General features: G+C 61.8%; 21 protein-coding genes. 6 read left to right on the forward strand and 15 right to left on the reverse strand.

Translation table 11 applies throughout. The annotated features are described in order from the left end of the window. The 4 genes from AC3IP0_RS25165 to AC3IP0_RS25180 are packed head-to-tail and all read right to left on the reverse strand — an operon-like array spanning position 1 to position 7,735. Positions 1-4,560: an alpha-2-macroglobulin family protein gene (locus tag AC3IP0_RS25165; RefSeq protein ID WP_489326157.1), complete on the reverse strand. Its 4,560-nt coding sequence runs from the start codon at positions 4,558-4,560 to the stop codon at positions 1-3. Further along, positions 4,557-5,195, reverse strand: a complete 639-nt coding sequence (locus AC3IP0_RS25170; protein ID WP_057713137.1) for a DUF1175 domain-containing protein — start codon at positions 5,193-5,195, stop codon at positions 4,557-4,559. The genes AC3IP0_RS25165 and AC3IP0_RS25170 overlap by 4 nt, the downstream gene beginning before the upstream one ends. Continuing rightward, positions 5,192-6,904 (reverse strand): DUF2138 domain-containing protein, encoded by a 1,713-nt coding sequence (locus AC3IP0_RS25175; protein WP_489326158.1) that lies wholly within the window; start codon positions 6,902-6,904, stop codon positions 5,192-5,194. Before AC3IP0_RS25175 ends, AC3IP0_RS25170 begins: the two co-directional genes overlap by 4 nt. A gap of 39 nt (positions 6,905-6,943) precedes the next feature. Beyond that, complete coding sequence (locus AC3IP0_RS25180) at positions 6,944-7,735, reverse strand: YfaP family protein (protein ID WP_489326160.1); 792 nt, start codon at positions 7,733-7,735, stop codon at positions 6,944-6,946. Positions 7,736-8,103: 368 nt separating this feature from the next. On the opposite strand from AC3IP0_RS25180, the gene AC3IP0_RS25185 reads away from it, so the two are divergent. From AC3IP0_RS25185 to AC3IP0_RS25200, 4 genes are all read left to right on the forward strand, one after another. After that, complete coding sequence (locus AC3IP0_RS25185; protein WP_007970180.1) at positions 8,104-8,346, forward strand: exodeoxyribonuclease VII small subunit; 243 nt, start codon at positions 8,104-8,106, stop codon at positions 8,344-8,346. Then, entirely contained in the window at positions 8,343-9,230 is an 888-nt protein-coding gene (locus AC3IP0_RS25190; RefSeq protein ID WP_489317381.1) for a polyprenyl synthetase family protein, read from the forward strand. The genes AC3IP0_RS25185 and AC3IP0_RS25190 overlap by 4 nt, the downstream gene beginning before the upstream one ends. 91 nt (positions 9,231-9,321) lie before the next feature. Continuing rightward, entirely contained in the window at positions 9,322-11,220 is a 1,899-nt protein-coding gene (dxs, locus tag AC3IP0_RS25195; RefSeq protein ID WP_489317382.1) for a 1-deoxy-D-xylulose-5-phosphate synthase, read from the forward strand. Between the two features lie 151 nt (positions 11,221-11,371). Beyond that, positions 11,372-13,276 carry a TonB-dependent receptor domain-containing protein gene (locus tag AC3IP0_RS25200; RefSeq protein ID WP_489326161.1) on the forward strand — a complete coding sequence of 635 codons (1,905 nt, stop codon included), beginning with the start codon at positions 11,372-11,374 and terminating at the stop codon, positions 13,274-13,276. Between the two features lie 108 nt (positions 13,277-13,384). Here AC3IP0_RS25200 and AC3IP0_RS25205 read toward each other — a convergent pair whose 3' ends face one another. The 11 genes from AC3IP0_RS25205 to nrdR all read right to left on the reverse strand — a co-directional run bounded on the left by AC3IP0_RS25205 (position 13,385) and on the right by nrdR (position 21,353). Continuing rightward, positions 13,385-14,185 carry a cobalamin-binding protein gene (locus tag AC3IP0_RS25205; RefSeq protein WP_489317384.1) on the reverse strand — a complete coding sequence of 267 codons (801 nt, stop codon included), beginning with the start codon at positions 14,183-14,185 and terminating at the stop codon, positions 13,385-13,387. Then, the gene (locus AC3IP0_RS25210; protein ID WP_489317385.1) at positions 14,185-14,604 is read right to left on the reverse strand and encodes an MFS transporter; all 420 of its coding nucleotides are present in this window, start codon (positions 14,602-14,604) and stop codon (positions 14,185-14,187) included. The genes AC3IP0_RS25205 and AC3IP0_RS25210 overlap by 1 nt, the downstream gene beginning before the upstream one ends. Continuing rightward, positions 14,601-15,218: a GTP cyclohydrolase II gene (gene ribA, locus AC3IP0_RS25215; protein ID WP_046041645.1), complete on the reverse strand. Its 618-nt coding sequence runs from the start codon at positions 15,216-15,218 to the stop codon at positions 14,601-14,603. Before ribA ends, AC3IP0_RS25210 begins: the two co-directional genes overlap by 4 nt. A 173-nt stretch (positions 15,219-15,391) precedes the next feature. Further along, positions 15,392-15,895 carry a phosphatidylglycerophosphatase A family protein gene (locus AC3IP0_RS25220; protein ID WP_007970166.1) on the reverse strand — a complete coding sequence of 168 codons (504 nt, stop codon included), beginning with the start codon at positions 15,893-15,895 and terminating at the stop codon, positions 15,392-15,394. Next, positions 15,892-16,857 carry a thiamine-phosphate kinase gene (gene thiL, locus AC3IP0_RS25225; protein WP_489326163.1) on the reverse strand — a complete coding sequence of 322 codons (966 nt, stop codon included), beginning with the start codon at positions 16,855-16,857 and terminating at the stop codon, positions 15,892-15,894. Before thiL ends, AC3IP0_RS25220 begins: the two co-directional genes overlap by 4 nt. An 18-nt stretch (positions 16,858-16,875) precedes the next feature. Next, positions 16,876-17,376 carry a transcription antitermination factor NusB gene (gene nusB / locus AC3IP0_RS25230; protein WP_003185935.1) on the reverse strand — a complete coding sequence of 167 codons (501 nt, stop codon included), beginning with the start codon at positions 17,374-17,376 and terminating at the stop codon, positions 16,876-16,878. Next, positions 17,373-17,849 carry a 6,7-dimethyl-8-ribityllumazine synthase gene (ribH, locus tag AC3IP0_RS25235; protein ID WP_003228649.1) on the reverse strand — a complete coding sequence of 159 codons (477 nt, stop codon included), beginning with the start codon at positions 17,847-17,849 and terminating at the stop codon, positions 17,373-17,375. The genes nusB and ribH overlap by 4 nt, the downstream gene beginning before the upstream one ends. A 91-nt stretch (positions 17,850-17,940) precedes the next feature. Next, positions 17,941-19,032: a bifunctional 3,4-dihydroxy-2-butanone-4-phosphate synthase/GTP cyclohydrolase II gene (ribBA, locus tag AC3IP0_RS25240; protein ID WP_223444950.1), complete on the reverse strand. Its 1,092-nt coding sequence runs from the start codon at positions 19,030-19,032 to the stop codon at positions 17,941-17,943. A 16-nt stretch (positions 19,033-19,048) separates the two neighbouring features. Next, the gene (locus AC3IP0_RS25245; RefSeq protein ID WP_007906836.1) at positions 19,049-19,711 is read right to left on the reverse strand and encodes a riboflavin synthase; all 663 of its coding nucleotides are present in this window, start codon (positions 19,709-19,711) and stop codon (positions 19,049-19,051) included. Positions 19,712-19,758: 47 nt separating this feature from the next. Continuing rightward, on the reverse strand, positions 19,759-20,892 hold the full coding sequence (gene ribD, locus AC3IP0_RS25250; RefSeq protein ID WP_489317387.1) for a bifunctional diaminohydroxyphosphoribosylaminopyrimidine deaminase/5-amino-6-(5-phosphoribosylamino)uracil reductase RibD: 1,134 nt from the start codon (positions 20,890-20,892) through the stop codon (positions 19,759-19,761). Continuing rightward, complete coding sequence (nrdR, locus tag AC3IP0_RS25255) at positions 20,889-21,353, reverse strand: transcriptional regulator NrdR (protein ID WP_003228656.1); 465 nt, start codon at positions 21,351-21,353, stop codon at positions 20,889-20,891. Before nrdR ends, ribD begins: the two co-directional genes overlap by 4 nt. A gap of 127 nt (positions 21,354-21,480) precedes the next feature. Between nrdR and AC3IP0_RS25260 the strand changes: the two genes are divergently transcribed. Then, entirely contained in the window at positions 21,481-21,945 is a 465-nt protein-coding gene (locus tag AC3IP0_RS25260) for a YbaY family lipoprotein (RefSeq protein WP_489317388.1), read from the forward strand. Further along, the gene (locus AC3IP0_RS25265; RefSeq protein WP_489317389.1) at positions 21,942-22,598 is read left to right on the forward strand and encodes a class I SAM-dependent methyltransferase; all 657 of its coding nucleotides are present in this window, start codon (positions 21,942-21,944) and stop codon (positions 22,596-22,598) included. Before AC3IP0_RS25260 ends, AC3IP0_RS25265 begins: the two co-directional genes overlap by 4 nt. Positions 22,599-22,617 lie beyond the last annotated feature (19 nt).

A 22,617-nucleotide genomic window follows, 5' to 3' on the forward strand; every position in this document is an offset into this window, starting at 1 on the left:
TCAGCGGACCGTGACCTGGCCAAGGGCTGCCTTTTGTTCAAGCGCCTGATGCTGCGGCGCATACACCTGAGTGAAACGCACCGGCGGCAAGTTGAACTGCCCCTTCTGCGAGAAACGCACCAAATGCCGCAGGCGCAACTCGCCACTCAAGGCATCCACCGGAACGGCGTAAGCCATTTGCCCCGGTTCGAATCGCGCCTTCTCCAGCGCCGTCGGTTCGGTGCCGGCCTTGCCCATGAGCTTGATGCCCCAGGTGGTGCGCTCGACATCGGCGCCCGGTGGCAGCGGCACTTCCAGCATGCCGTAACGCAACGGTCTGGCGGCTTTGCTGGTGACGATCACTTCATCGAGATAGAGGTTGTCGCTGGACAGCGGCGCGTTGCCGACCGCTTCAAGTTTGAAAGTGAAGGCTTCATCCCCCGGCACCAGTCGCGACAGGCGACGGGTGATGGTCACGGCCATTGGATCGACCGCCGGCTGCTGGCTGCGGTAGCTCAATGCAGCGCGCAGCGGACGCTCTTGCGCGCCGGTTAGCGTCAATAGCGTCGGCACTGGCGCAGCCCCCTGCCACGTCCAATACATCTCACCAGAAACCCCGTACTGTTTCTTCCAGCCTTCACCCGGCGCCAATGCAATGGTGGGCGATGCCTGCTCGATGCTGCGTTGCAGCCAGGTGAGCGCCAATGCACGTTCCAGGGTCGATTGCTGCGGTAGCAAACGTTGCAGCAAGGCCTGGGCGTGAGCCTGATCGAAGGGTTGCAGCGACAGGTTCAGCGCTTCGGCAAATGGTTGGGAACTGACCGCCAGACGTTGCTGCGCATCGGCCAGTTGCCGATTGAACGCGTCCGGCAAAGCGACCTTCGCTTGCCTGGCCAGCGATGCCGTAATCACTCGCGCGGCAGCCAGCCCCAACGCCGAATCCGGATCGCTCATGACGAGGCTGTCTTCACCGTCTTCCATCAGATTCGCGGCGGTGCCCTCGCCCGCTTTCGCCAGGTCGTCCATCAAGCCACTGAGCAAAGTGTTGACCGGCAACTGCATCTGTTTGGCGAACGACAGGATCAGCGCCCGCTGCAACAGCGGCGTGTTCTTCGCCTGCTTGGCGTAGACCTCCAGCACCCGCTGCCAATGCTCCGGCGGCAGGCTCAGTTCCAGCACCTGGCTGGCGTGCCAGTCGGCGTAATAGGCGTAGGCGGTGAGGAAGGCATCCGGCTCTCCATCCATGCCCCACCAGGTGAAACACGCCGAAGGGCCGGCCATTTGCACCAGGCGCAGGCGACTGTTTTGCATGATCAGGCGCAGGCGATCACGGATCTGCGGATTCGCCGCCAGCGTCGGGTAAGCGATGCTCAACGGCAGCAGGCGGCTGGCGGTCTGCTCGACGCCACCGTAGGGGTAGCTCAAGAGATCGTCGAGGGCAGAACGGAACAACGCTTGCGGACTGTCGTCCAGACGCAGGCGGATATCACTGGCGTCTGTCGGCAACGTCAGCGGCGTATCGCCCTCACCCACATCAAGGCTCTGGGTTTGAGTCACCTGCCAGCCTTCACCGGTCGCGCTCAGGCGCACCGCCAGGGCGTCAGCGGCTTTGCCATCCTGCACCAGCTCGGCACTCCACTCGCCATTGGCCAGTTCAAAAGCCGGCAACGGGATGTAGTTGATGCCGCTGTTGAGGGTCACAGCCACGCGCTGTTCGTTGCCGGCGAAACGGGTCACCAGTTCGGCCTTGACCGGCTTCTCGGCCTGGCTGAATGCGAACACACCAAGGTCCGGTTTGTCGCCAGCGCGGAATCGAGTCGGCCCGCTCCACTTCAGGTACAGCGGTTTTTCCGAGCGCACGAATTGCTTCTTCTGCCCGACCTGACCGCCATCGGCAATGGCCCTGGCGGTGATGCTCCAACGGGTCAGGGAGTCAGGCATCTTGAAGGTGAAGCGGGTTTTGCCGTTGGCATCGGTCAGCAATTCAGGTTGCCACGCCGCCGTGTCGACGTCCTCGCGACGCGGTCGCTCCAGCACCTTCACGCCGCGCTCACTGCGATTGGCTTTGCCCGGTGCACCGGGGCTGCCCGGCAAGGCGACGTCATAACTGATGAACGACAAACTGGCACTGGTGCGTACGTTGTTGCGCCGTGGGTGATAGAAGAACTGGTCGATGCTCGGCGCCACTTCCGGTTGCAGGGCGTAGACCATTTCATCGACCACGCTGACCGTCAGGTGCGCCGGAATCGCTTTGCCGGCGAACTGGGTGGTCAGGTCCACCGAGACGGTTTCGCCCGGCTGGTAGGTTTCTTTATCGGTGGCGATGGCCACGTCGATCTGTGGCGTTACCACCTTGATGCCGGCGTTCTGGAAACTGTATTGGCCGCCCTTGGTGTACAGCACCGAGAAGGTCAGGTTCGGCGCGAAACCGTCCTTCACCGGGATGCGCGCGCGGTACTGGGTATCGCTGAGTTTTTCCATCTTCAGCCAGTCGCCGCCTTTGGAAAGTAACGCAGTGGCTTCGACCTTGTCGCGCTCCAGAGATAGCAGCGCATCGCTCACTGGCTCGGGGAAAGTGATCAGCGCCAGCGCTTCATCGCCTGCGATGTACTCGGGCTTGTCGAGGACGATTTCCACAGTGCCGGGTACGGCTTTGACACCTTCGCCGGTAACCGAATGACCGGTTGCACCGACCACCTGGCCATGATCATCCTTGAGCGTCAGGTTGTAGGTGCCCGGCCGGTCAAAGGCCAGGGTGAACCCCTTGTCGGTTGCCGCGAGTTTGCCTTCACCGGTGCTCTGGTCTTCCAGGCGCACCCAGCCGTAGCTGCCCGGCGTAACGGCATCGGCCTGCTCGCCTTCGCGGGCATAGCTGAAGCCAACCTTGTCACCCACCGCGCTGAAGCGTTGAGGCGCGCTCAAGCGGAAATTCGCCGCGCCACGGTCGATGAGGACTTCCTTGGTGGTCTTGACCCGATATGCCGCACCGTCACTGGCAAACACCGTGAGCATGTAGCGACTCGGTTTGTCCGCTGCCGGCAAATCGAGGGACGCGTTGCCCTTGGCGTCGGTGGTCAATTCGGTGCTGGTCAGTTCCACCGGAAATTGCCCGAGGTATTGCAGTTCGTTGTCGACCATCGACAGCTGTTGGGCGCGCAGGCTCAGGCTCAATTTCGCATTGGCCACCGGCTTGCCGTCCGGGTACAGCAGCACCAGGTTGCCCTTGACCGGCTCGCCAGTACGGTAATCCTGCTTGGCCAGATTGAGCGAAATCTCGAAGTGCGGCTTGATGTATTCAGCGACGCGAAAGGCGCTGCTGTAGGCCTGATCCTTGTAGTTGAAACGCAGTTCATATCCACCGGCCACGGCGTTGTCCGGCAACTGGAATCGGCCCTGGGTGCCAGCCTTGGAATCGAGCTTCAGATCGAGGGATTGCAGCGCCGTGCCGGTCGCATCCAGCACAGTCACATTGACATCGGCCGCGCTTGGCTGCACCGAGTCCCGCGCGTTCTTGAACTCCCGCCCGACGATTTTCAGCGACACCCAATCCCCCGGCCGATACAGCGGCCGGTCGGTGAAGGCATAGAGTTTGGTGTCGTAGATTTCGCTGTCGTAGTAGAAATTCTCGGAGACGAACACCCCGCCCTCTTCGTCCTCGCCGATCACGAACGAACGCTCGGGGCTGACGTGTTTCAAGCGCAGCAAGCCGTCAGTATCGGTGGCGCCGCTGCTCATCACGCCGAGGCCATCGGTCCACAGCACATTGACCTTCGGCACCGAGCTGCCTTCGTGTTTGCGCGCGGCCCACACCAGCAATTCGTCACCGGCGATCTTGCTCACCGCCACGGTGTTGGAGACGAACACCATGGTGGTCGCGCGGTACTTGCCGATCAGCGCCTCCACCAGATAAAGACCCGGTTTGAGATTGCCCAACGGGATGTACACGTTGCCCGGCGCGACGCTGACGAACTCGCTGGAAGACCCCGCCAGGTTCACTCCCGCAGGTGGCTGGATCGGCTTGGCCTGCCACAACGGATAACGGAACTGGCTGACCACCGGCAAACCCGGTATCAGCGCGAATTGCGGCTGCGCATCGTAGGGCGTTGGCGCGACCATCGCGTTGCCCATCTTCAGTTCCGGCACTTCCTCGGTGACTTGTTTACGCGACTCGTAGGAAAACGCCCGCTGCATCACCCGACGGGATTTGCGATACCAGTTGTCCCACAGGTAAGCGAGGGTGTTGGACAGACCTTCACCCTTGAACTGGCCATCGCTGACCACTCGATGCAGGTTCTTCTGGCGCTTGAGGAAATCCAGCGGCTTGTCGATGCGATACACCCGAATGTCGGCGCCGCCGTAGGGCTCCATGCGAAACCGGCGATAGTCGCGGCCCGGCGCTTCGAGTCGGACCATCGCCGGTTCATCGCTGGCAAAGCTGCTATCGGCCAGCAGGAAAAAACTCTCGCCGGCCACCGGCGCATAGCCGCTGGCCGGGACCGAGTCTTCGGCGTTTACCGCCGAGAACGGCAGCACCAATACCAACAGCAGAGACAGAAAACGCAGCATGCGGGCACCGGTCATTGGGAAAGAAAATTCAGTCGATAGACGCCGATGAAGTTGGGGTTGGCTGCGTCGGGTATCCATCGGGTGTCCTTCCATGTCATGAGTTGCTGCAGGCTTGCCGAACGCATGCCGTTGTCGGTGGGTGTGCTGGTGCCGGTGTGATAGGCGATGTAGCGGCCCATCCAGATCATCAGGTGCTGGTCGTCGCCCTGATCGAAAAACATCAGGTCGCCAGGGCGTGCTTGAGACACATCGCGGCTGACCAGATGGCTGTTGAACTGGATCAATTTGATCGCATTGACGTAGGGCCCGACCTTGCCGCCGCCCTGCTGCCATTGCTGGGCAAGACCGCGCTGGGCATCGCTCAGTTGCAGTTCCGGCGGCAGGTAACGATTGGACAGGCCATTGCTGCGCAGCCATTTGTCGTCATGAACTTTCAATGCTTCGTTAGCGGCGAAGCGCACCAGTCCGGCGCAATCCTGCTGATACCAGCGGGGGCTCGGGCCCTGGCTCAGTTGCTCCTGGGCGATGCGCACGAACCAGGCGCGAAACACCTGGGATTGCTGTGGGTCGAGCGATGGTGCCTCGACAGCCCGGGCACCCGCGCTCAGCAACAGCGCCAGCAGACCGAGACTTCGGATCAATGCCGTCACAGGGCTTTCCACTCCAGCGGCAACCACTGCCAGTGGCCGTCTGGTTCGCTGCCTTCGGGCAAGGTCAGGGCGTATTTGCCGTAGCCGCCGAGCTTGCGCAGTTTCGGGATCAGGTAGGTTTGCGCGGCGTTGTAGAACACCGGTTCCATGTCCTGGGGCAGGCTGTCGAGGGTTTCCTGCTGCATCAATTGCGCCATGGAATCCGGGCCGAAATAGACCGGCATCAGCAGGTCTTTGGGCACCACGTCGGCCATCGGCGGGAAGCGTTTATCGAGGGTGCCGAGGGCCTTGTCCACAAGCTTGTCGTCGAGGGAAAACAGCAGCGTCGAACCATGCCGCGCCAGGCTCACACGCATGAACGCCTTGCCGTTGATCGCCTCCGGACTCTCGGCGTCCTTGGCTTTGTACGGACCGAAACTGGAACTGACTTGCCGCTGCCACTGATGGCTCTGCCCTTCCTGTTTCTCCACCACAGGGAATGCGTGCTCGGCGACATTGCTTTCATAGGCGCCGACCATCGAGCCGAACAGCTTGCCCAAATCCCCATCAAGTTTGCCGCCGTCGTCATCGTTGAGGCTGGCCACCAGCAAGGGCGTGTACAACCGCGAATCGGCATACCAGCACAGGCCCGCCGCGCCGGCCATGTGTTCGGTCAACGCTTGTGCCACGCTATCTTCGGCACCGAGCTTCACCAGCAGCGGTTTCTGTTGTTCGGCAGCCAGTGGCAACGCCACGCAAGCGCTGGCGCCCATGGGCATGGCTTGCCAGATCGGTTTGAAATCGAAGTCCGGCTGATTCTCCAGTTCATCCATGGCCAGGAAGCTGTGCCAGCCCTTGTCGTCCATGTCGAAACGCAGGCCGGCGAAGTTCGGAATGAAACGCTGGTAACCCATGGCCAGCACACTGGCATTCACCGACAGACGTTGTTTCACCTCCGGCGCACGCGGCGGCAGGCCGAAGGCTTCGGGGAACAGTTTTTCACCATTGAGCAGCGCGGCAATGGCCGTGGTCGATACGCTGCCCGGTTCCTCCGTTACACCGCTCTGCGGATCGTAGAGTTTCGCCGGATTGGACAGCACCACCAGTTTGTCGCCATGGGACGCGAACAGCAGCGCCTTGCTGGCGTTGTAACTGAGTTGATAGAGCGCTACGTCGTCGGTACCGACCTTCACGTCAGCGACCTTGCTCAGCTGCGAGTCGTCCAGCGCCACTTTGGCCAGCGGCTCCAGCACCTTGGCCAGCCCGCCGCGATCCATTACCAACAGGAAATCCTTGAGCCGCCCATCCGCCCCGCGCCACAACGCTACGTCGGCAGGCTGATCGAACAGTTGCTCGATCAAGGTGTCCTGCAGTTTCAGGTCATGTTCGTAGATGATCCGCCGCAAGCTTCCGATCAACCCCAGGCGGTCGGCGTGGGTTTCGTAATAGAAGACGAAATCTTCGGTCAGGGTTTCCTTGAGGAACGGCACTGCCAGCAGATCCTTGGGCAACTGGCTCAGGGAATGGGTTTCCAGCAGGCCATCCGGCCGGCTCATGCCCAGTTTGTCACTGGCCAACACAGGCGCCGGGGCCTTGGGCTTGTGCATGAACCACCCCAGCCCACCGGCCACGCCAATGACCAGGCATATCCCGATCAGCAGCGTCGGCCAATGCAGGGAAGGTTTGGTCGCTGGTGCGCCAGCGGCCGGAGTAACAGTGCTATCACTCATGTTCACAAAACCCGATGTTCATCCGTGGAGCGGGGATGCTTAGTAGTTGAAAGTCTTGACCAGCAGCAGGTCGCCGATTGCGCGCAGGGGCACGATGAACGTCTCGCGTTTTTCATCGACGGTGTTTTCGTTGAGCACCAGGTTGATCTGCGAGGTAATCACCTCGTTCTGGTTGCCGGACTCATCGAAGTTATAGCCGCCGCTGCCGAAGTTGCCCCAATAGTTCACGTAAACCAGATAGGTGCCACGCAGCGGTGCGGTCATGGTGAACATTTCCGGACCCGGGCCATCGACGCCGTCAGGGTCAAGGCCGCCGCCATTGGTCAAGGCCGAATGCGCCCAGAAGGCATGCTGGCCATCGGGCGTGACAATATGCAGGTCGAGTTCGGCTTTCGGATCGTCCCAACCCAGCACCACGCGAATCCGTGCCGGGGTACGCAGGTTGTTGGCTTCATAGAATTGAACACGCTTGAGGGACTGGCCTTCGGCGCTACGCACCTCGACGCTGTTGGAACCGGCGCCAAACGCGTACGGCCGGGCGAATTTCCCTTGATCGTCGGTGTAGAGGTTCAAGGGATTGCCGTTGACCGCCAGAGTGTGTGGCCCCCGCTGGGTGCCGAGGGCCTTGAGTCGGCCTTCGATCATCGTGCGATTACGCTGCACGCCCCGATCAATCGGCGGCGTGGGATAGGCGACTTGTGGGTTTTCGCTACGGTCCAGCAGACCGTTGTAACGCCAGCCGCCCACCGGTTCCGACAACTCGGCATTGGGCGCAGCCAGAATCACGGGGGCGAAAACCAGCCCGATCAGCAGCAAAAGAAATGAACGCATGCAACGCCTCCTGCCATGCATGACGAAACCTTGCGCCTGATCCTGTGCGCGTTACAGATGCCGATACTGCGTTTCGTCTGAAAGACCCGTGACTGCCAGGTCGTATAGGGCTCGAAGGTTAGCCATTCGGGTGTTTTTTAACAATCGAATGGCTCCGAAATTGCGGTGGGAGTCACGATAACGGGTGGACGGTGAGCCGAATAGCGATGTTATTCGGCTCATAAAGTGAGCCGAATAATCCGTATCGTCGGGTTGCCACGAACTTTGTGGCACTCACAACCAAGGCTTTCGAATCCCCCGCTCATTTGCCCCTGAACCCCCTATCTGCTAGTGTCGCGCCGGTTTAACGTCAACCGGAAATCGCCGCCATGGCCCGCAAAAAAGCTGCACTGGATTTCGAACAGTCCCTCGCCGACCTGCAAACGCTGGTGGAGCGTCTGGAGAATGGCGAATTGTCGCTGGAGGACTCGCTGGCCGCTTTCGAGCAAGGCATCGGTCTGACCCGCGATTGCCAGGCGGCGCTGGCCCAGGCCGAGCAAAAGGTTCAGGTGCTGCTCGAGCGTGATGGCGAGTTGGCCGAGGAACCCTTCGACGCGGATCAGCCAGAATGATTGCAGCGTACTCGGCAACCAGCCAGGCCCGCGTCAATGCAGCCCTGGAAACCCTGTTCACTGCACCGAGCCCCGAGCTGGCGCGGCTGTATGAAGCCATGCGCTACAGCGTGATGAATGGCGGCAAACGCGTGCGTCCACTGTTGGCCTACGCCGCGTGCGAAGCGTTGGGCGGCAAGGCCGAGCAAGCCAACGGCGCAGCCTGTGCGGTGGAGCTGATCCACGCCTATTCGCTGGTGCATGACGATTTGCCGGCGATGGACGATGACGACCTGCGTCGCGGCCAGCCCACCACCCACAAGAAATTCGATGAAGCCTGCGCGATCCTCGCCGGCGACGGCTTGCAGAGCCTGGCCTTCAGCGCCCTGCTCGACCCGCGCCTGAGCACTTTGGACGCCGGGATCCATCTGCAAATGGTCAGCGCCCTCGCGCTGGCGGCAGGCCCGGCGGGCATGGTCGGCGGTCAGGCCATCGACCTCGGTTCGGTCGGTTTGAAGCTTGACCAGAAAGCCCTGGAGTACATGCACCGGCACAAGACCGGCGCGCTGATCGAGGTCAGCGTCAAACTCGGTGCCCTGGCCAGCGGCCGTGCCGAGAAAGACGAACTCAAGTCCCTGCAGACTTATGCACAAGCCATCGGCCTGGCATTCCAGGTGCAGGACGACATTCTCGACGTCGAAAGCGATACCGAAACCCTCGGCAAACGCCAGGGCGCCGACATTGCCCGGGACAAGCCGACCTACCCGGCCCTGCTCGGCCTCGACGCCGCCAAGGCCTATGCCCTGGAGCTGCGCGACCAGGCCCTGCACGCGCTGCGACCGTTTGACGCGGCGGCCGAGCCGTTGCGTGATCTGGCCCGGTATATCGTCGATCGCCGCAGCTGACGGCGATTGCGCCAAAAAAGCCCAACGCGTGGGCAGGGGGCGATGCATCAGGTAAACTGCCGCATCTTTTATACCTATAACGATTCGCCTGATGCCCACGACGTTTCATGAGATTCCCCGCAAGCGCCCGACCACGCCCCTGCTCGACCGCGCGAACACGCCGGACGGCCTGCGCCGGTTAGGCGAAGCCGAGCTGGAAACCCTGGCCGATGAGTTGCGCCTGGAATTGCTCTACACGGTCGGCCAGACCGGTGGGCATTTCGGTGCCGGCCTGGGCGTGATCGAGCTGACCATCGCGCTGCATTACGTCTTCGACACCCCGGACGACCGGCTGGTGTGGGACGTGGGTCATCAGGCTTATCCGCACAAGATCCTCACCGGTCGTCGCGAGCGCATGGGCACCCTGCGCCAGAAGGACGGCGTCGCTGCGTTCCCGCGCCGCTCCGAGAGCGAGTACGACACCTTTGGCGTCGGCCACTCCAGCACCTCGATCAGCGCCGCGCTGGGCATGGCAATTGCCGCCCGCCTGCAAAACAGCGAGCGCAAGGCGATCGCGGTGATCGGCGACGGCGCGTTGACCGCGGGCATGGCATTCGAGGCGCTGAACCATGCGCCGGAAGTGGACGCCAACATGCTGGTGATCCTCAACGACAACGACATGTCGATCTCGCGCAACGTCGGTGGCCTGTCGAACTACCTGGCGAAGATCCTTTCCAGCCGCACCTACGCGAGCATGCGCGAAGGCAGCAAAAAAGTGCTGTCGCGCCTGCCCGGCGCCTGGGAAATCGCTCGCCGGACCGAAGAATATGCCAAAGGCATGCTGGTTCCCGGCACGCTGTTCGAAGAGCTGGGCTGGAACTACATCGGCCCCATCGATGGCCACGACCTGCCGACCCTGATCGCCACCCTGCGCAACATGCGCGATCTGAAAGGCCCGCAGTTCCTGCACGTCGTCACCAAGAAAGGCAAAGGCTTCGCCCCGGCGGAAGTCGACCCGATCGGTTACCACGCCATCACCAAACTCGAACCGCTGGACGCCCCGGCCGCCGCGCCGAAAAAGGCCAGCGGGCCCAAGTACTCCGGTGTGTTCGGCGAATGGCTGTGCGACATGGCGGCGGCCGATCCGCGTCTGGTCGGGATTACCCCGGCGATGAAGGAAGGCTCGGACCTGGTCGCTTTCAGCGAACGCTTCCCGTTGCGCTACTTCGACGTTGCCATTGCCGAGCAGCACGCCGTCACCCTCGCTGCCGGCATGGCCTGCGAAGGCGCGAAGCCGGTCGTAGCGATCTATTCGACCTTCCTGCAGCGCGGCTACGACCAGTTGGTGCATGACGTCGCGGTGCAGAATCTTGACGTACTGTTCGCCATCGACCGTGCAGGCCTGGTGGGCGAAGACGGCCCGACCCACGCCGGCAGCTTCGATCTTTCGTACCTGCGCTGCATCCCCGGCATGCTGGTGATGACCCCGAGCGACGAAAACGAACTGCGCAAGATGCTCACCACCGGCCACCTGTACGAAGGCCCGGCGGCGGTGCGCTATCCACGCGGCAACGGCCCGAACGCGACTATCGAGAAAGACCTCGAGCCGATCGAGATCGGCAAGGGCGTAGTTCGCCGCCAGGGCAGCAAAGTCGCCCTGCTGGTGTTCGGCGTGCAACTGGCCGAAGCCCTGAAAGTCGCCGAGACGCTGGACGCGACCGTGGTCGACATGCGTTTCGTCAAGCCGCTGGATGAAGCACTGGTTCGCGAAATCGCCGGCAGCCACGAGCTACTGGTCACCGTCGAAGAAAACGCAATCATGGGCGGCGCCGGTGGCGCGGTCAGCGAATTCCTCGCCCGCGAAAACATCCTCAAGTCGATGCTGCACCTGGGCTTGCCGGACATTTACGTCGAACACGCCAAGCCTGCGCAAATGCTGGCTGAGTGTGGTCTGGATGAGGCGGGAATCGAAGCGTCCATTCGCGAGCGCCTGCAACTGCTCAACATCTAAACGCAAAACTCTGTGTAGGAGCTGCCGAAGGCTGCGATCTTTTGATCCTGGCCTTCGACAACTCCATATCTGAAAAAATCAAAATCAAAAGATCGCAGCCTTCGGCAGCTCCTACGGGGAGCTGCGTCGCATCTGAAATTTCGGATACTCCATGAAACTCTCTCCCTTCGCCCTGACGCTGACCCTGTTGCCGGCCGGTCAATTGCTGGCCGACACCTTCGAACGCGACCAGGCCCTGAAGCTGCCCGACGTGCTGATCAGCGCCAACCGCCAGGTCGAAGCGCGCAATGACAGCAGCGCCGCCAATACAGTGTTTACCCGCGACGACATCGATCGCCTGCAACCCGATAGCGTCACTGATCTGTTGCGTCGGGTGCCGGGCGTGCAAGTCTCGCAGTCCGGCGGGCGCGGCAGCATTCCGGGTGTCTACATCCGTGGCACCCAGTCGGCCCAGAGCCTGGTGTTGGTGGATGGCCAGCGCATCGGCAGTTCGACCTCCGGCGACAGCAACCTGCAACACATCAACATCGAGCAGGTCGAGCGCGTGGAAGTGCTGCGCGGCTCCCGCTCGGTGATTTACGGCAGCGATGCGATTGGCGGGGTGATCCAGATCTTCACCCGCCGTGGCGGCGAACAAGGCCTGCAACCGCGCTTGCACACGGGGTTTGGCAGCAACCAGACTTGGGAGCGCAGCCTTGGCCTGTCCGGTGGTGATGAGCGAACCCGTTTCAACCTCGGCGCCAGCCTCGATGAAACCGCCGGGATCAATCGCACCCACGAGTCGTATCCCAGTGATGGCGATCACGACGCCTACCGCAACAAATCCCTCAGCCTGAGCTTGAGTCACATGCTCGGCGATGACATCGAGATCGGCGCCAACCTGCTGGATAACCGCGGCAAGAGCGAGTTTGATAGTCCGTTCGGCCGTTACGATTACGTGACGGACAAGTCCTATCAACAGCAGCCCTACAACGACTTCAATGTAAGCAGCATCAGCAGCTATGTTGATGTGCAGATTAGTGAGGTGTGGAAAACCCGTGTCGAACTCGGTCACAGCGAAAACCGCGAGACGACCCTCGACAAGCTCAGCGATGAGCACAGTGTTTTCAATACTTACCGCGACTCAGTCAACTGGCAAAACGACCTGAAGCTCAATGAACGCAACAGCCTGATGCTGGGTGGCGACTGGTTCGAAGATCGGATCAATAGCGATTTCGACGCTTTTGGAGAACGTAAAGCGCTTGACGAAGACAGCCGCTGGAACCGTGCCGCATTCATCCAGCATCGCTTTCAGGCAGACAGTTTCTCTACCGAGTTGGGTTTGCGGCACGACGATAACCAGCAGTTCGGCAGCCAGAACACCTGGAGCGGCACCTTCACCCTGCCGCTGAACCCGGACAACGAAGTGCTGCTGACCTACAGCGAAGGCTTCCGCGCGCCGACGTTCAACGACCTGTACTACCCGGACTTCAGCAACCCCGACCTGAAACCTGAAACCTCGAAAAGCTATGAGCTGCAATGGCGCAGCCAATTGACCGAGAGCAGTCGCCTGGAGACGTCGCTGTATCGCACCGACCTTGAAGACGCAATCATCGCCGGCAGCAATTCGCCCCCCCAGAACGTCGCCTCGGCGCGGATCAACGGCTTCGAAGCAGCGCTGAAGCAGGAACTGTTCGGTTGGCAGAGCAACCTTGGCGTGGCGATCATCGACCCACGGGATCGTGACACGGGCCACACCCTGGCCCGTCGTGCGCGGCGCACCTTGAGCTGGGACTTGGACCGCCAGTTCGATCGCCTGGGCCTCGGCGCGAGTTGGCAAGCGGTCAGCAGCAGCTATGACGACTTGAACAATCAACAACCGTTGGGTGGTTATGCCTTGCTGGGGCTGCGCAGCAGTTGGGAGCTCAATCGTGAAATCCAGCTGGAGCTGAAGGTCGATAACCTGCTGGACAAGGGTTACAGCCGGGCGCTGTACAGCTTCCAAGGTAATCAGTACGGGTATCGCGAGGAGGGTCGGGCGTGGATGTTCGGGGTGACGTGGACGCCGGAGATCTGATCCGGACTTTGTACTGTCTGGGCCGACCTCTTCGCGAGCAAGCCCGCTCCCACAGGTTTAGCGCGATCCTGTGGGAGCGGGCTTGCTCGCGAAACAGTCGACTCGGTCTCAGCGGTCGGGCGCGATCAACTGGCAGAGCTTGGCAGTCGCCTCAATCATCTGCCCACTCGGCCGCTCCAGGCCCTTGTCTGTCACCAGGCGCAACTGTCCTTGTGCCACGGCCGCCACCTGCGGCCAGGCTTTCCACGCATCGAGCTGCGTCTGTTCGCTGGCCAGAATCACCTCGGGATTACGCTGCAACACGGCTTCCACACTAATTTGCGGTGCCGGCAGTTTCAGGTCGGCAAACACGTTTTGCGCACCGCAGACCTCCAGCGCATCGCTGATGATCTGCTCACCACCCACCGTGTACAGCGGCCGATCCCAGACCTGATAGAACACTCGTAACGGCTTGTCCCGGCGATAGCGCTGGCGCAATTCATCCAGCCGCTGGCGTAAATCGCCGGCCAATGAAGTTCCGCGTTCAGGCCGACCGAGCTGAGCGGCAATGGCCTCGATCTGTGCGGCGAGTTGGTTCAGGCTGTGGGGTTCGGCGACGTAGGTGGGGATATTCAGTCGCTTGAGCTGGTCACGCTGGGCCGGGCCGACACTACCGGGCCATAGCAGCAACAGATCGGGTTTCAGGCTGAGCAAGCGTTCCATGTCCAGCTGGCCATAGCGGCCAACGGAGGGCAGGCCCTTGAGTTCGGCAGGCCGTTCACCGGCGTCCAGCACACCGACCAAGAGGTCGGCGGAGCCCAGTTCAACGACGATTTCAGAGAGCGATGGGGCGAGACTGACAACCCGTTCGACCGCGAATGCCGAGCCGCTGGCGGCCAGCAGCAACACCGCCAGACAGAGCGCGCGCATCAACCGAGTTGACGCGGAATACGGTAGAGGTAGAACAGCACGGCGGTCGACAGTGCCAGCAGCATCAGCGGCACCGCTTCGAGACCGACGAACACCGCCAGGGCACCGATCCAGGCCGGTAGCCCGGCAGCCAGGAATGCGGTGCGCCGCTTGGCCGCCAGACTGATCCAGGCGGCAGGTTCTTCAGGGGTATCGAGGGCTTTCTGGGTGGCGATCAGCGCGTGTTTGTAGGCGCCGAAAAACTTCAGGCTGACAAACATCGAGGCGACTCCGGCGATGAACATCGGCATCGCCAGCACCGGCAGAATGGCTTCGCTCTGGCCGAACAGTGCGTTGATCACAAACAGCGGCAACAAGGCCAGTGCCAGATATTGCCACCAGTTGACGGACAGTCGCCGCCGCACCTGACCGCGGGTCACGCCCGGTCTACCTCGCCCTGATGCTCATTGCCCATCATGTGGTCGAGCTTGCTGGCCTTGGTCGCCAGGTAGAGTCGGTTATGCGGGTTGTGGCCGGTGTGCAGCGGCACGCGCTCGGCGACCACGATACCCATGTCGGTCAAGGCCTTGACCTTGCGCGGGTTGTTGGTCATCAGGCGCAGGGACTTCACGCCCATGTGCTCCAGCATCGGCAGGCACATGGCGTAGTCACGCTGGTCGGCGGCAAAGCCCAGGCGTTCGTTGGCTTCAACGGTATCAGCGCCGCCATCTTGCAGCTCATAGGCGCGGATCTTGTTCAGCAGGCCAATGCCACGACCTTCCTGACGCAAGTAGAGCAACACGCCACGACCTTCACGGGCGATGGCCTGCAAGGCAGCTTCCAGTTGCGAGCCGCAGTCGCAACGTTGGCTAAACAGGGCATCGCCCGTCAGGCATTCGGAGTGCAACCGGCCGAGTACCGGGGCACCGTCATCGAACTCACCCAGGCTGAGCACAACGTGCTCGCGGCCGGTGGCTTCATCGAGAAAGCCATGCATGGTGAATTGCGCAAAAGGTGTTGGCAGCTTGCAAGCGGCGACAAAAGCGACAGGCACCGGTGTGCTCCTGATCTAAAAGTCTGAAGATTCGCAGAGCCGGCATTGTAACAGCAGGTTCCGGAGGACGCTTAGGCTGAATTATCGGCGATAACTATCAAAATGTTTGATATACGCCCCGGCACAGGGTTCTGTGTCGGTCATCGGATCTGGGAAGCGTTCGAATCAAACGGTCAGGCGAAAAACCACACCAGTCCCTGCATCGCCAACCAGGCAAACACCCCGGCCAGGACATCATCGAGCATGATGCCGACGCCGCCATGTACATGCCGGTCAATCCAGCGGATCGGCCATGGCTTGAGAATGTCGAAGAAGCGGAACATCAAGAAACCCGCCAGCAACCATTGCCAGCCTTCCGGCACCAGCCACAGGGTGATCCACATCCCGACCATTTCGTCCCAGACGATGCCTTCATGGTCGTGTACCCGCAAATCGTCGGCCACTTTTCCGCACAGCCAGAAGCCGAACAGCATGGTGATGCCCAGCATCAGCCAGTAACCCCAGTCGGGCAGCATTTGCCACAACGGAATAAAGGGCAGCGCAACCAACGACCCCCAAGTGCCCGGCGCTTTTGGCAAGGTGCCCGAGCCAAAGCCGAACGCCAGGAAATGCCATGGATTACGCCAGACCGACGGCGGTACGAATTCCGCCGGGACCTGCTTGGGATGATCTGTCACGGTGACTCCCGAAAATGTTGATAACCCCGGGTTTGCGGGGTGATGTCTTTGCCATCGGCATCCAGCAGTGTCACGCCCTGCCCGGTTACCACCCGCCCAATCACATGGATCGGCCAGCCGTCGGCCAGCAATAGCGGCAACTCGACGGACGGTAAGGTGAAGGCCAGGACGTAATCGTCGCCGCCGCTCAGGGCCGCGACCTGTGCGTCCGAATGACCGAGAAAGTCGACCAGGCTCTGCGACAGCGGCAAACGATCCCGCTCGACTTCGATTCCGACCTTCGAAGCCAGCGCGATATGCCCGCAATCCGCGAGCAGGCCGTCAGAGATATCCATTGCCGAAGTGGCCTTGCCCCGTAGCGCCTGCCCCAAACCGAGCTGCGGTTGAGGCGACCAGTAATGCGCCAGCAACGGCTCGGCAATGCGCGCTTCGGCTGTGCGCTGGCCGAGCACCAAGGGCAAGGCACCGGCGGCGTTGCCCAGGTTGCCGCCGACACACAGCAGGTCGCCCAGTTGCGCACCGCTGCGGGTCAGCGCCAGACCGGCCGGCACACGCCCGAATACGGTCATGGTCAGGCTCAGCGGCCCACGGGTCGTGTCACCGCCTACCAGCGCTACGCCACAGCTTTGCGCCATCTGGTTCAAACCGCGGGCATAGGCTTGCAGCCAATCGGCGGTCACCGTCGGCAAGGTCAGGGCAAGGGTAAAGGCAACCGGGGTGGCGCCCATGGCGGCCAGGTCGCTGACGGCCACGGCCAGCGAGCGCTGGCCGAGCAGAAACGGATCGCAGGGATCGGCGAAGTGCACGCCGGCCACCAACGTATCGGTAGAGATCGCCATCTGTTCCCCGGAGGGAACAGCCAGCAAGGCGCAGTCATCGCCGATCCCGAGGGCAACGCCTTCGCCGCCCTGCGCACAAGGCGCGGCGGCGAAGAAATTGCGGATCAGCTCAAACTCGCCCATTGCTGATTCAAACGCCAATCAGCGCTTGAACGCCTTCACTTCAGCTTCACGCAGACGCGGGGCCAGCTTGTCGAGCACACCGTTGACGAACTTGTGGCCGTCGGTGGAACCGAAGACCTTGGCCAGTTCGATACCCTCGTTGATCACAACGCGGTACGGCACGTCGACGCGCTTGAGCAGTTCCCAGGTGGACAGGCGCAGAACCGCCAGTTCAACAGGGTCCAGCTCTTCGATGGTCAAGTCCAGGCATGGCGTGAGTGCGGTGTCGATTTCGGTCTTGAACTGCGGAACCCCGTGGAGGATTTCGCGGAAGTACGCGCCGTCAACATCGCTGAAATCGTTATCGACCCGGAACTGCGCTTCGATCTCGTTCAGCGACTGCTTGGCCATGTGCCATTGGTACAGCGCCTGAGTCGCGAGCTGACGGGCTTCGCGACGCTTGACGCTTTTCGATGGCTTGCCGGCATCCGCAGGCTTTGGATCGCGCGGGTTGAAACGATCGCTTTCGTCGCTAATCACTTGGCCTCCAACTGCGCCAGCAGGCTGACCATTTCCAGAGCGGACAGGGCAGCTTCAGCACCTTTGTTGCCGGCCTTGGTGCCGGAACGTTCGATGGCTTGCTCGATGGAATCAACGGTCAGGACGCCGAAAGCGACCGGAACGCCGAACTCCATGGACACCTGGGCCAGGCCCTTGGTGCACTCGCCAGCCACGTATTCGAAGTGCGGAGTGCCGCCACGAATGACCGCGCCCAAGGCGATGATTGCCGCGAATTCGCCTTTCTGGGCGACTTTCTGCGCAACCAGCGGGATTTCGAAGGCGCCAGGCGCGCGGATGATGGTGATGTCGCTTTCGCTCACGCCGTGGCGAACCAGGGCATCAACTGCACCGCTGACCAGGCTTTCAACGACGAAGCTGTTGAAACGGCCCACTACGAGAGCGTAGCGGCCTTTAGGGGCGATGAAGGTACCTTCGATGGTCTTCAGGGTCATTCGATAGATCTCTTAAAGAGCCGGGACGCGTCTCGTACGCGTCCCTCGGTGATATTTGAACCGCGAATTCAAGGCCGGAAACAACCGGTCATTATTCGGAGGGCACGTATTCTACAACTTCCAGATCGAAACCGGATATCGCATTAAATTTCATGGGTGCCGACATCAGGCGCATTTTGCGTACGCCCAGGTCGCGCAGGATCTGCGAACCGGCACCGACAGTGCTGTAGGTGGTCGGTTTTTTCACCGGGGCGTGATCGGCGGTTTCGCGGATATGCGCCAGCAACACGTCGCCATCGAGCGGGTGACCGAGCAACAGCACCACGCCGCTGCCGGCCTCGGCAACCGTGGCCATGGCGGCGCGCAGGCTCCAGCGGCCCGGTTGTTTGACCATCAGCAGGTCGCGCAGCGGGTCCATGTTATGCACCCGAACCAAGGTCGGTTCTTCGGCACAAACGTTGCCCAGGGTCAGCGCCATGTGCACGTCGCCTTCCACCGAATCACGATAGGTCACCAGGTTGAATTGGCCCAGTTCGCTGTCCAGTGGCTGCTCGGCAATCCGCTGAACGGTACGTTCGTGGATCATCCGGTAGTGAATCAGGTCGGCGATGGTGCCGATCTTGATGTCGTGTTCAGCGGCAAAAGCTTCCAGCTCGGCGCGACGGGACATGGTGCCGTCGTCGTTCATCACTTCGCAGATCACGCCGCTCGGCTCGAAACCAGCCATGCGCGCCAGGTCGCACGCCGCTTCTGTGTGGCCGGCGCGGGCCAGGGTACCGCCGGCCTGGGCCATCAGCGGGAAGATGTGGCCCGGGCTGACGATGTCTTCAGCCTTGGCATCACGGGCGGCGGCAGCCTGCACGGTGCGCGCGCGGTCAGCGGCGGAGATGCCGGTGGTCACGCCGGTGGCCGCTTCGATCGATACGGTGAACTTGGTGCCGAAACCGGAACCGTTGCGCGGCGCCATCAATGGCAGCTTGAGCAGTTCGCAACGCTCGCGGCTCATCGGCATGCAGATCAGGCCACGGGCGTGCTTGGCCATGAAGTTGATGTGCTCGGGCTTGCAGCACTCGGCGGCCATGATCAGGTCGCCTTCGTTCTCGCGGTCTTCGTCATCCATGAGGATGACCATCTTGCCTTGGCGGATGTCTTCAACCAGTTCTTCGATGCTATTGAGCGCCACAAGGCACCCCCTTGAGTCAGGATTTGAGGTAGCCGTTGGCGGCCAGAAAGCTTTCAGTGATGTTACTGGAGGTTGGCTCTGCAGCCTTGTCGCCCAGCAACAGGCGCTCCAGGTAACGGGCCAGCAAGTCCACTTCCAGGTTCACCCGGCGTCCTGGCTGATACGACGCCATGATGGTTTCGCTCAGGGTGTGGGGAATGATGGTCAGCAGGAACTCGGCGCCATCGACTGCGTTCACGGTCAGGCTGGTGCCGTCGACGGTGATCGAGCCTTTATGGGCGATGTACTTGGCCAGGTCCTTCGGCGCGCGGATGCGGAATTCCACGGCCCGCGCGTTCTCGGTACGGGCAACCACTTCGCCCACGCCGTCGACGTGACCGCTGACCAGATGCCCGCCAAGGCGAGTGGTCGGGGTCAGGGCTTTTTCCAGATTGACCGGGCTGCCGCTTTTCAGGTCGTTCATGGCGGTGCAGTCGAGGGTTTCGCGACTGACATCCGCCGCAAAACCGTTGCCCGGCAATTCAACGGCAGTCAGGCACACGCCGTTGACTGCGATGCTGTCACCCAGTTTGACGTCGCTCAGGTCGAGCTTGCCGGTTTCGACGTGAACCCGCACATCACCGCCCTTTGGGGTCAATGCACGAATACTGCCGATGGATTCGATGATGCCGGTAAACATGAGGTTCTCCTCGAGAACAAAGCCAAAGCTTGCGCGATGGCCGGAAATTATACGCTTGCTGCTGGCAAAGGAATGGCGATGACTCGCCAGTCATCGCCAACGGCACGAATTTCAGTGATTTTGAGTTCCGGCGCATCCTTCATTTGCGCGAGCGGCCAGTCCAGCAGCGGCCGCGCCGAAGAACCCAGGAACTTGCCGGCAATGAAAATCTGGAACTCGTCCACCAGACCGAGTTGGGCAAAGGCACCGGCCAGCCGTGGACCGGCCTCGACCAACACTTCGTTGACGCCACGGGTTGCGAGCTCAACCAGCAGCTGACGCAGATCGACCTGGCCGTCGTAGCCCGGCACGATCAGGCATTCCGGACCGTTGGCATATTGCTCTTCCACTGCCACGCAGGTGGCGACCAGCGCCGGGCCGGCCTTGAAGAACGGTGCATCCAGCGGCACCCGCAGGCGACCGTCGACCAGCACCCGCAGCGGCGGGCGGCTCATGGCCAAGGCCGTTTGCTCTGCATCCAGCCCCAGCTCATCGGCGCGCACGGTCAGCCGCGCGTTGTCTGCCAGCACCGTATCGGCGCCGGTCAGTACCACACTGGCTTGGGCGCGCAGACGCTGAACGGCCGAGCGCGCCGCCGGACCGGTGATCCACTGGCTTTCGCCACTTTCCATCGCCGTGCGCCCGTCCAGGCTCATCGCCAGTTTGACCCGCACGAACGGCAAGCCGTGTTCCATGCGTTTCAGAAAGCCTTGATTAAGCTTGCGCGCCTCGCCTTCCAGCACGCCGCTTTCGGTGGCGATACCGGCCTGGGTCAGACGTTGCAGACCACGACCGGCGACTTCCGGGTTCGGGTCCTGCATCGCTGCGACCACGCGGGCCACACCGGCATTGACCAGTGCGTCGGCACAGGGCGGTGTACGGCCGTGGTGGCTGCAAGGTTCAAGCGTCACGTAAGCGGTGGCGCCACGAGCCTGCTCACCGGCCGCGCGCAGGGCGTGGACTTCAGCGTGGGGCTCGCCGGCGCGCTCATGCCAGCCTTCGCCGACAATCTGCCCGCCCTGCACGATCACGCAACCGACCCGCGGATTGGGGTGCGTCGTGTAATGCCCCTTGCGCGCCAGTTCCAGGGCACGGGCCATGAAATGAGCATCGAGGATGGCTTGTTCTGCGGGCGTGGTCATTCTTTCACCGGTTCACGGGCCAGGCGATCGATCTCTTCGCGGAACTCGTTGAGGTCCTGGAAGCGGCGATATACCGAAGCGAAGCGGATGTAGGCGACTTCGTCGAGCTTCTGCAGCTCGGCCATCACCAGTTCGCCGACCACGAGGGATTTGACCTCGCGCTCGCCCGTGGCGCGCAGTTTGTGTTTGATGTGCACCAGCGACGATTCGAGGCGCTCGACACTCACCGGGCGCTTCTCCAACGCGCGCTGCATGCCGGCGCGGAGTTTTTCTTCGTCGAACGGCTGGCGACTGCCGTCGGTTTTGATCAGGCGCGGCAACACCAGTTCAGCCGTCTCGAACGTCGTGAAGCGCTCGCCGCAGGCCAGGCATTCACGCCGGCGGCGCACCTGTTCGCCCTCGGCGACCAGACGCGAGTCGATGACCTTGGTGTCGTTGGCACCGCAGAAGGGACAGTGCATGGTGGCAGGCAACAAAAAAAGGGAGGGCCATGGTAGCGCATCCCGGTGGCAAGACAAGCCATAGGGTTTGCGGTATACAGACGGGATGATCACTTGATCCATGGAATTCAGCTTTATGGAGCCACCAATGTCGTTACGTCCGCTCATTTTGCTCAGTGTTTTCAGCCTGCTGGTGGCTTGCGGCAGCGATGCACCCAAGCCCCAGCCGCCAACGCCAGGCCCGGCGCCGCAGCAAGCGCAGAAGAAGGCCCGGGAGGCCGCCAATCTCGGTCCTCTGCCCGCCTATCAGCGTGAACTGAGCGGCACCTTGCAAGGCGTACCGGCCGGCGCTGAAGTCGAACTGGCATTGCTGGTGATCGACGATAAGGACCGCCCGCAACAATTGCTCGCCAGTTCCAGCCTGATCGGCAACAACCAGGTGCTGCCCTTTCACCTGCGCTTCAATCCGGAATCCTTCCCGGCCGGGGCCCGCGTTGAACTGCGAGGCCGCGCCAGTCAGTCCGGGCAGTTGATCCTGCACTTGCCGTCGCAGCTGATTACCCAACCGACCACCCAGGCCCTGGGCCAACTGCAATTCGTCAAAGCTCCATGAGTGCACCGCTCGACCTGCAAAAGGCATTGGGTGAACTGCTCGGTGATGCGCAATTGGTTGCCTGTGAGTTACCAGGGACCGACCTGAAGTTGTGGCTGATCGACGGCGACAACATGGACCGAGCCTTCAGCCCGGAAGAAACCAGGCGCATTCTGCATGAGCCGCCGTACTGGAGCTTCTGCTGGGCCAGCGGCCTGGCCGTGGCCCGTTATCTGGCCAAAAACCCGCATTGGGTCGAAGGCAAGCGGGTGCTGGATTTCGGTGCCGGTTCCGGGGTAGCGGGGATTGCCGCAGCCAAGGCCGGGGCGCTGGAAGTGCTAGCCTGCGACCTCGACCCGCTGGCGATTGCCGCCTGTCGGGCCAATGCCGAGCTCAATGACGTAGAGCTCAACTACTCGACGGATTTTTTCGCCGAGGCTGATCGCTTCGATCTGATCCTGGTGGCGGATGTGCTGTACGACCGGGCCAACCTGCCGCTGCTCGACCAATTCCTCAGCCGCGGCCGAGAGGCGCTGGTGGCGGATTCCCGAGTGCGGGATTTTCGCCATCCGTTGTACCGGCGCATCGAAATGCTTGAAGCCATGACCCTGCCGGATCTGGCCGAGCCCCACGAGTTTCGGCATGTAAGCCTGTACCATGCGCAGCGCGTTTGAAATCGCAGAAAGATCGCAG

It is taken from the genome of Pseudomonas sp. GL_103, assembly GCF_057835175.1.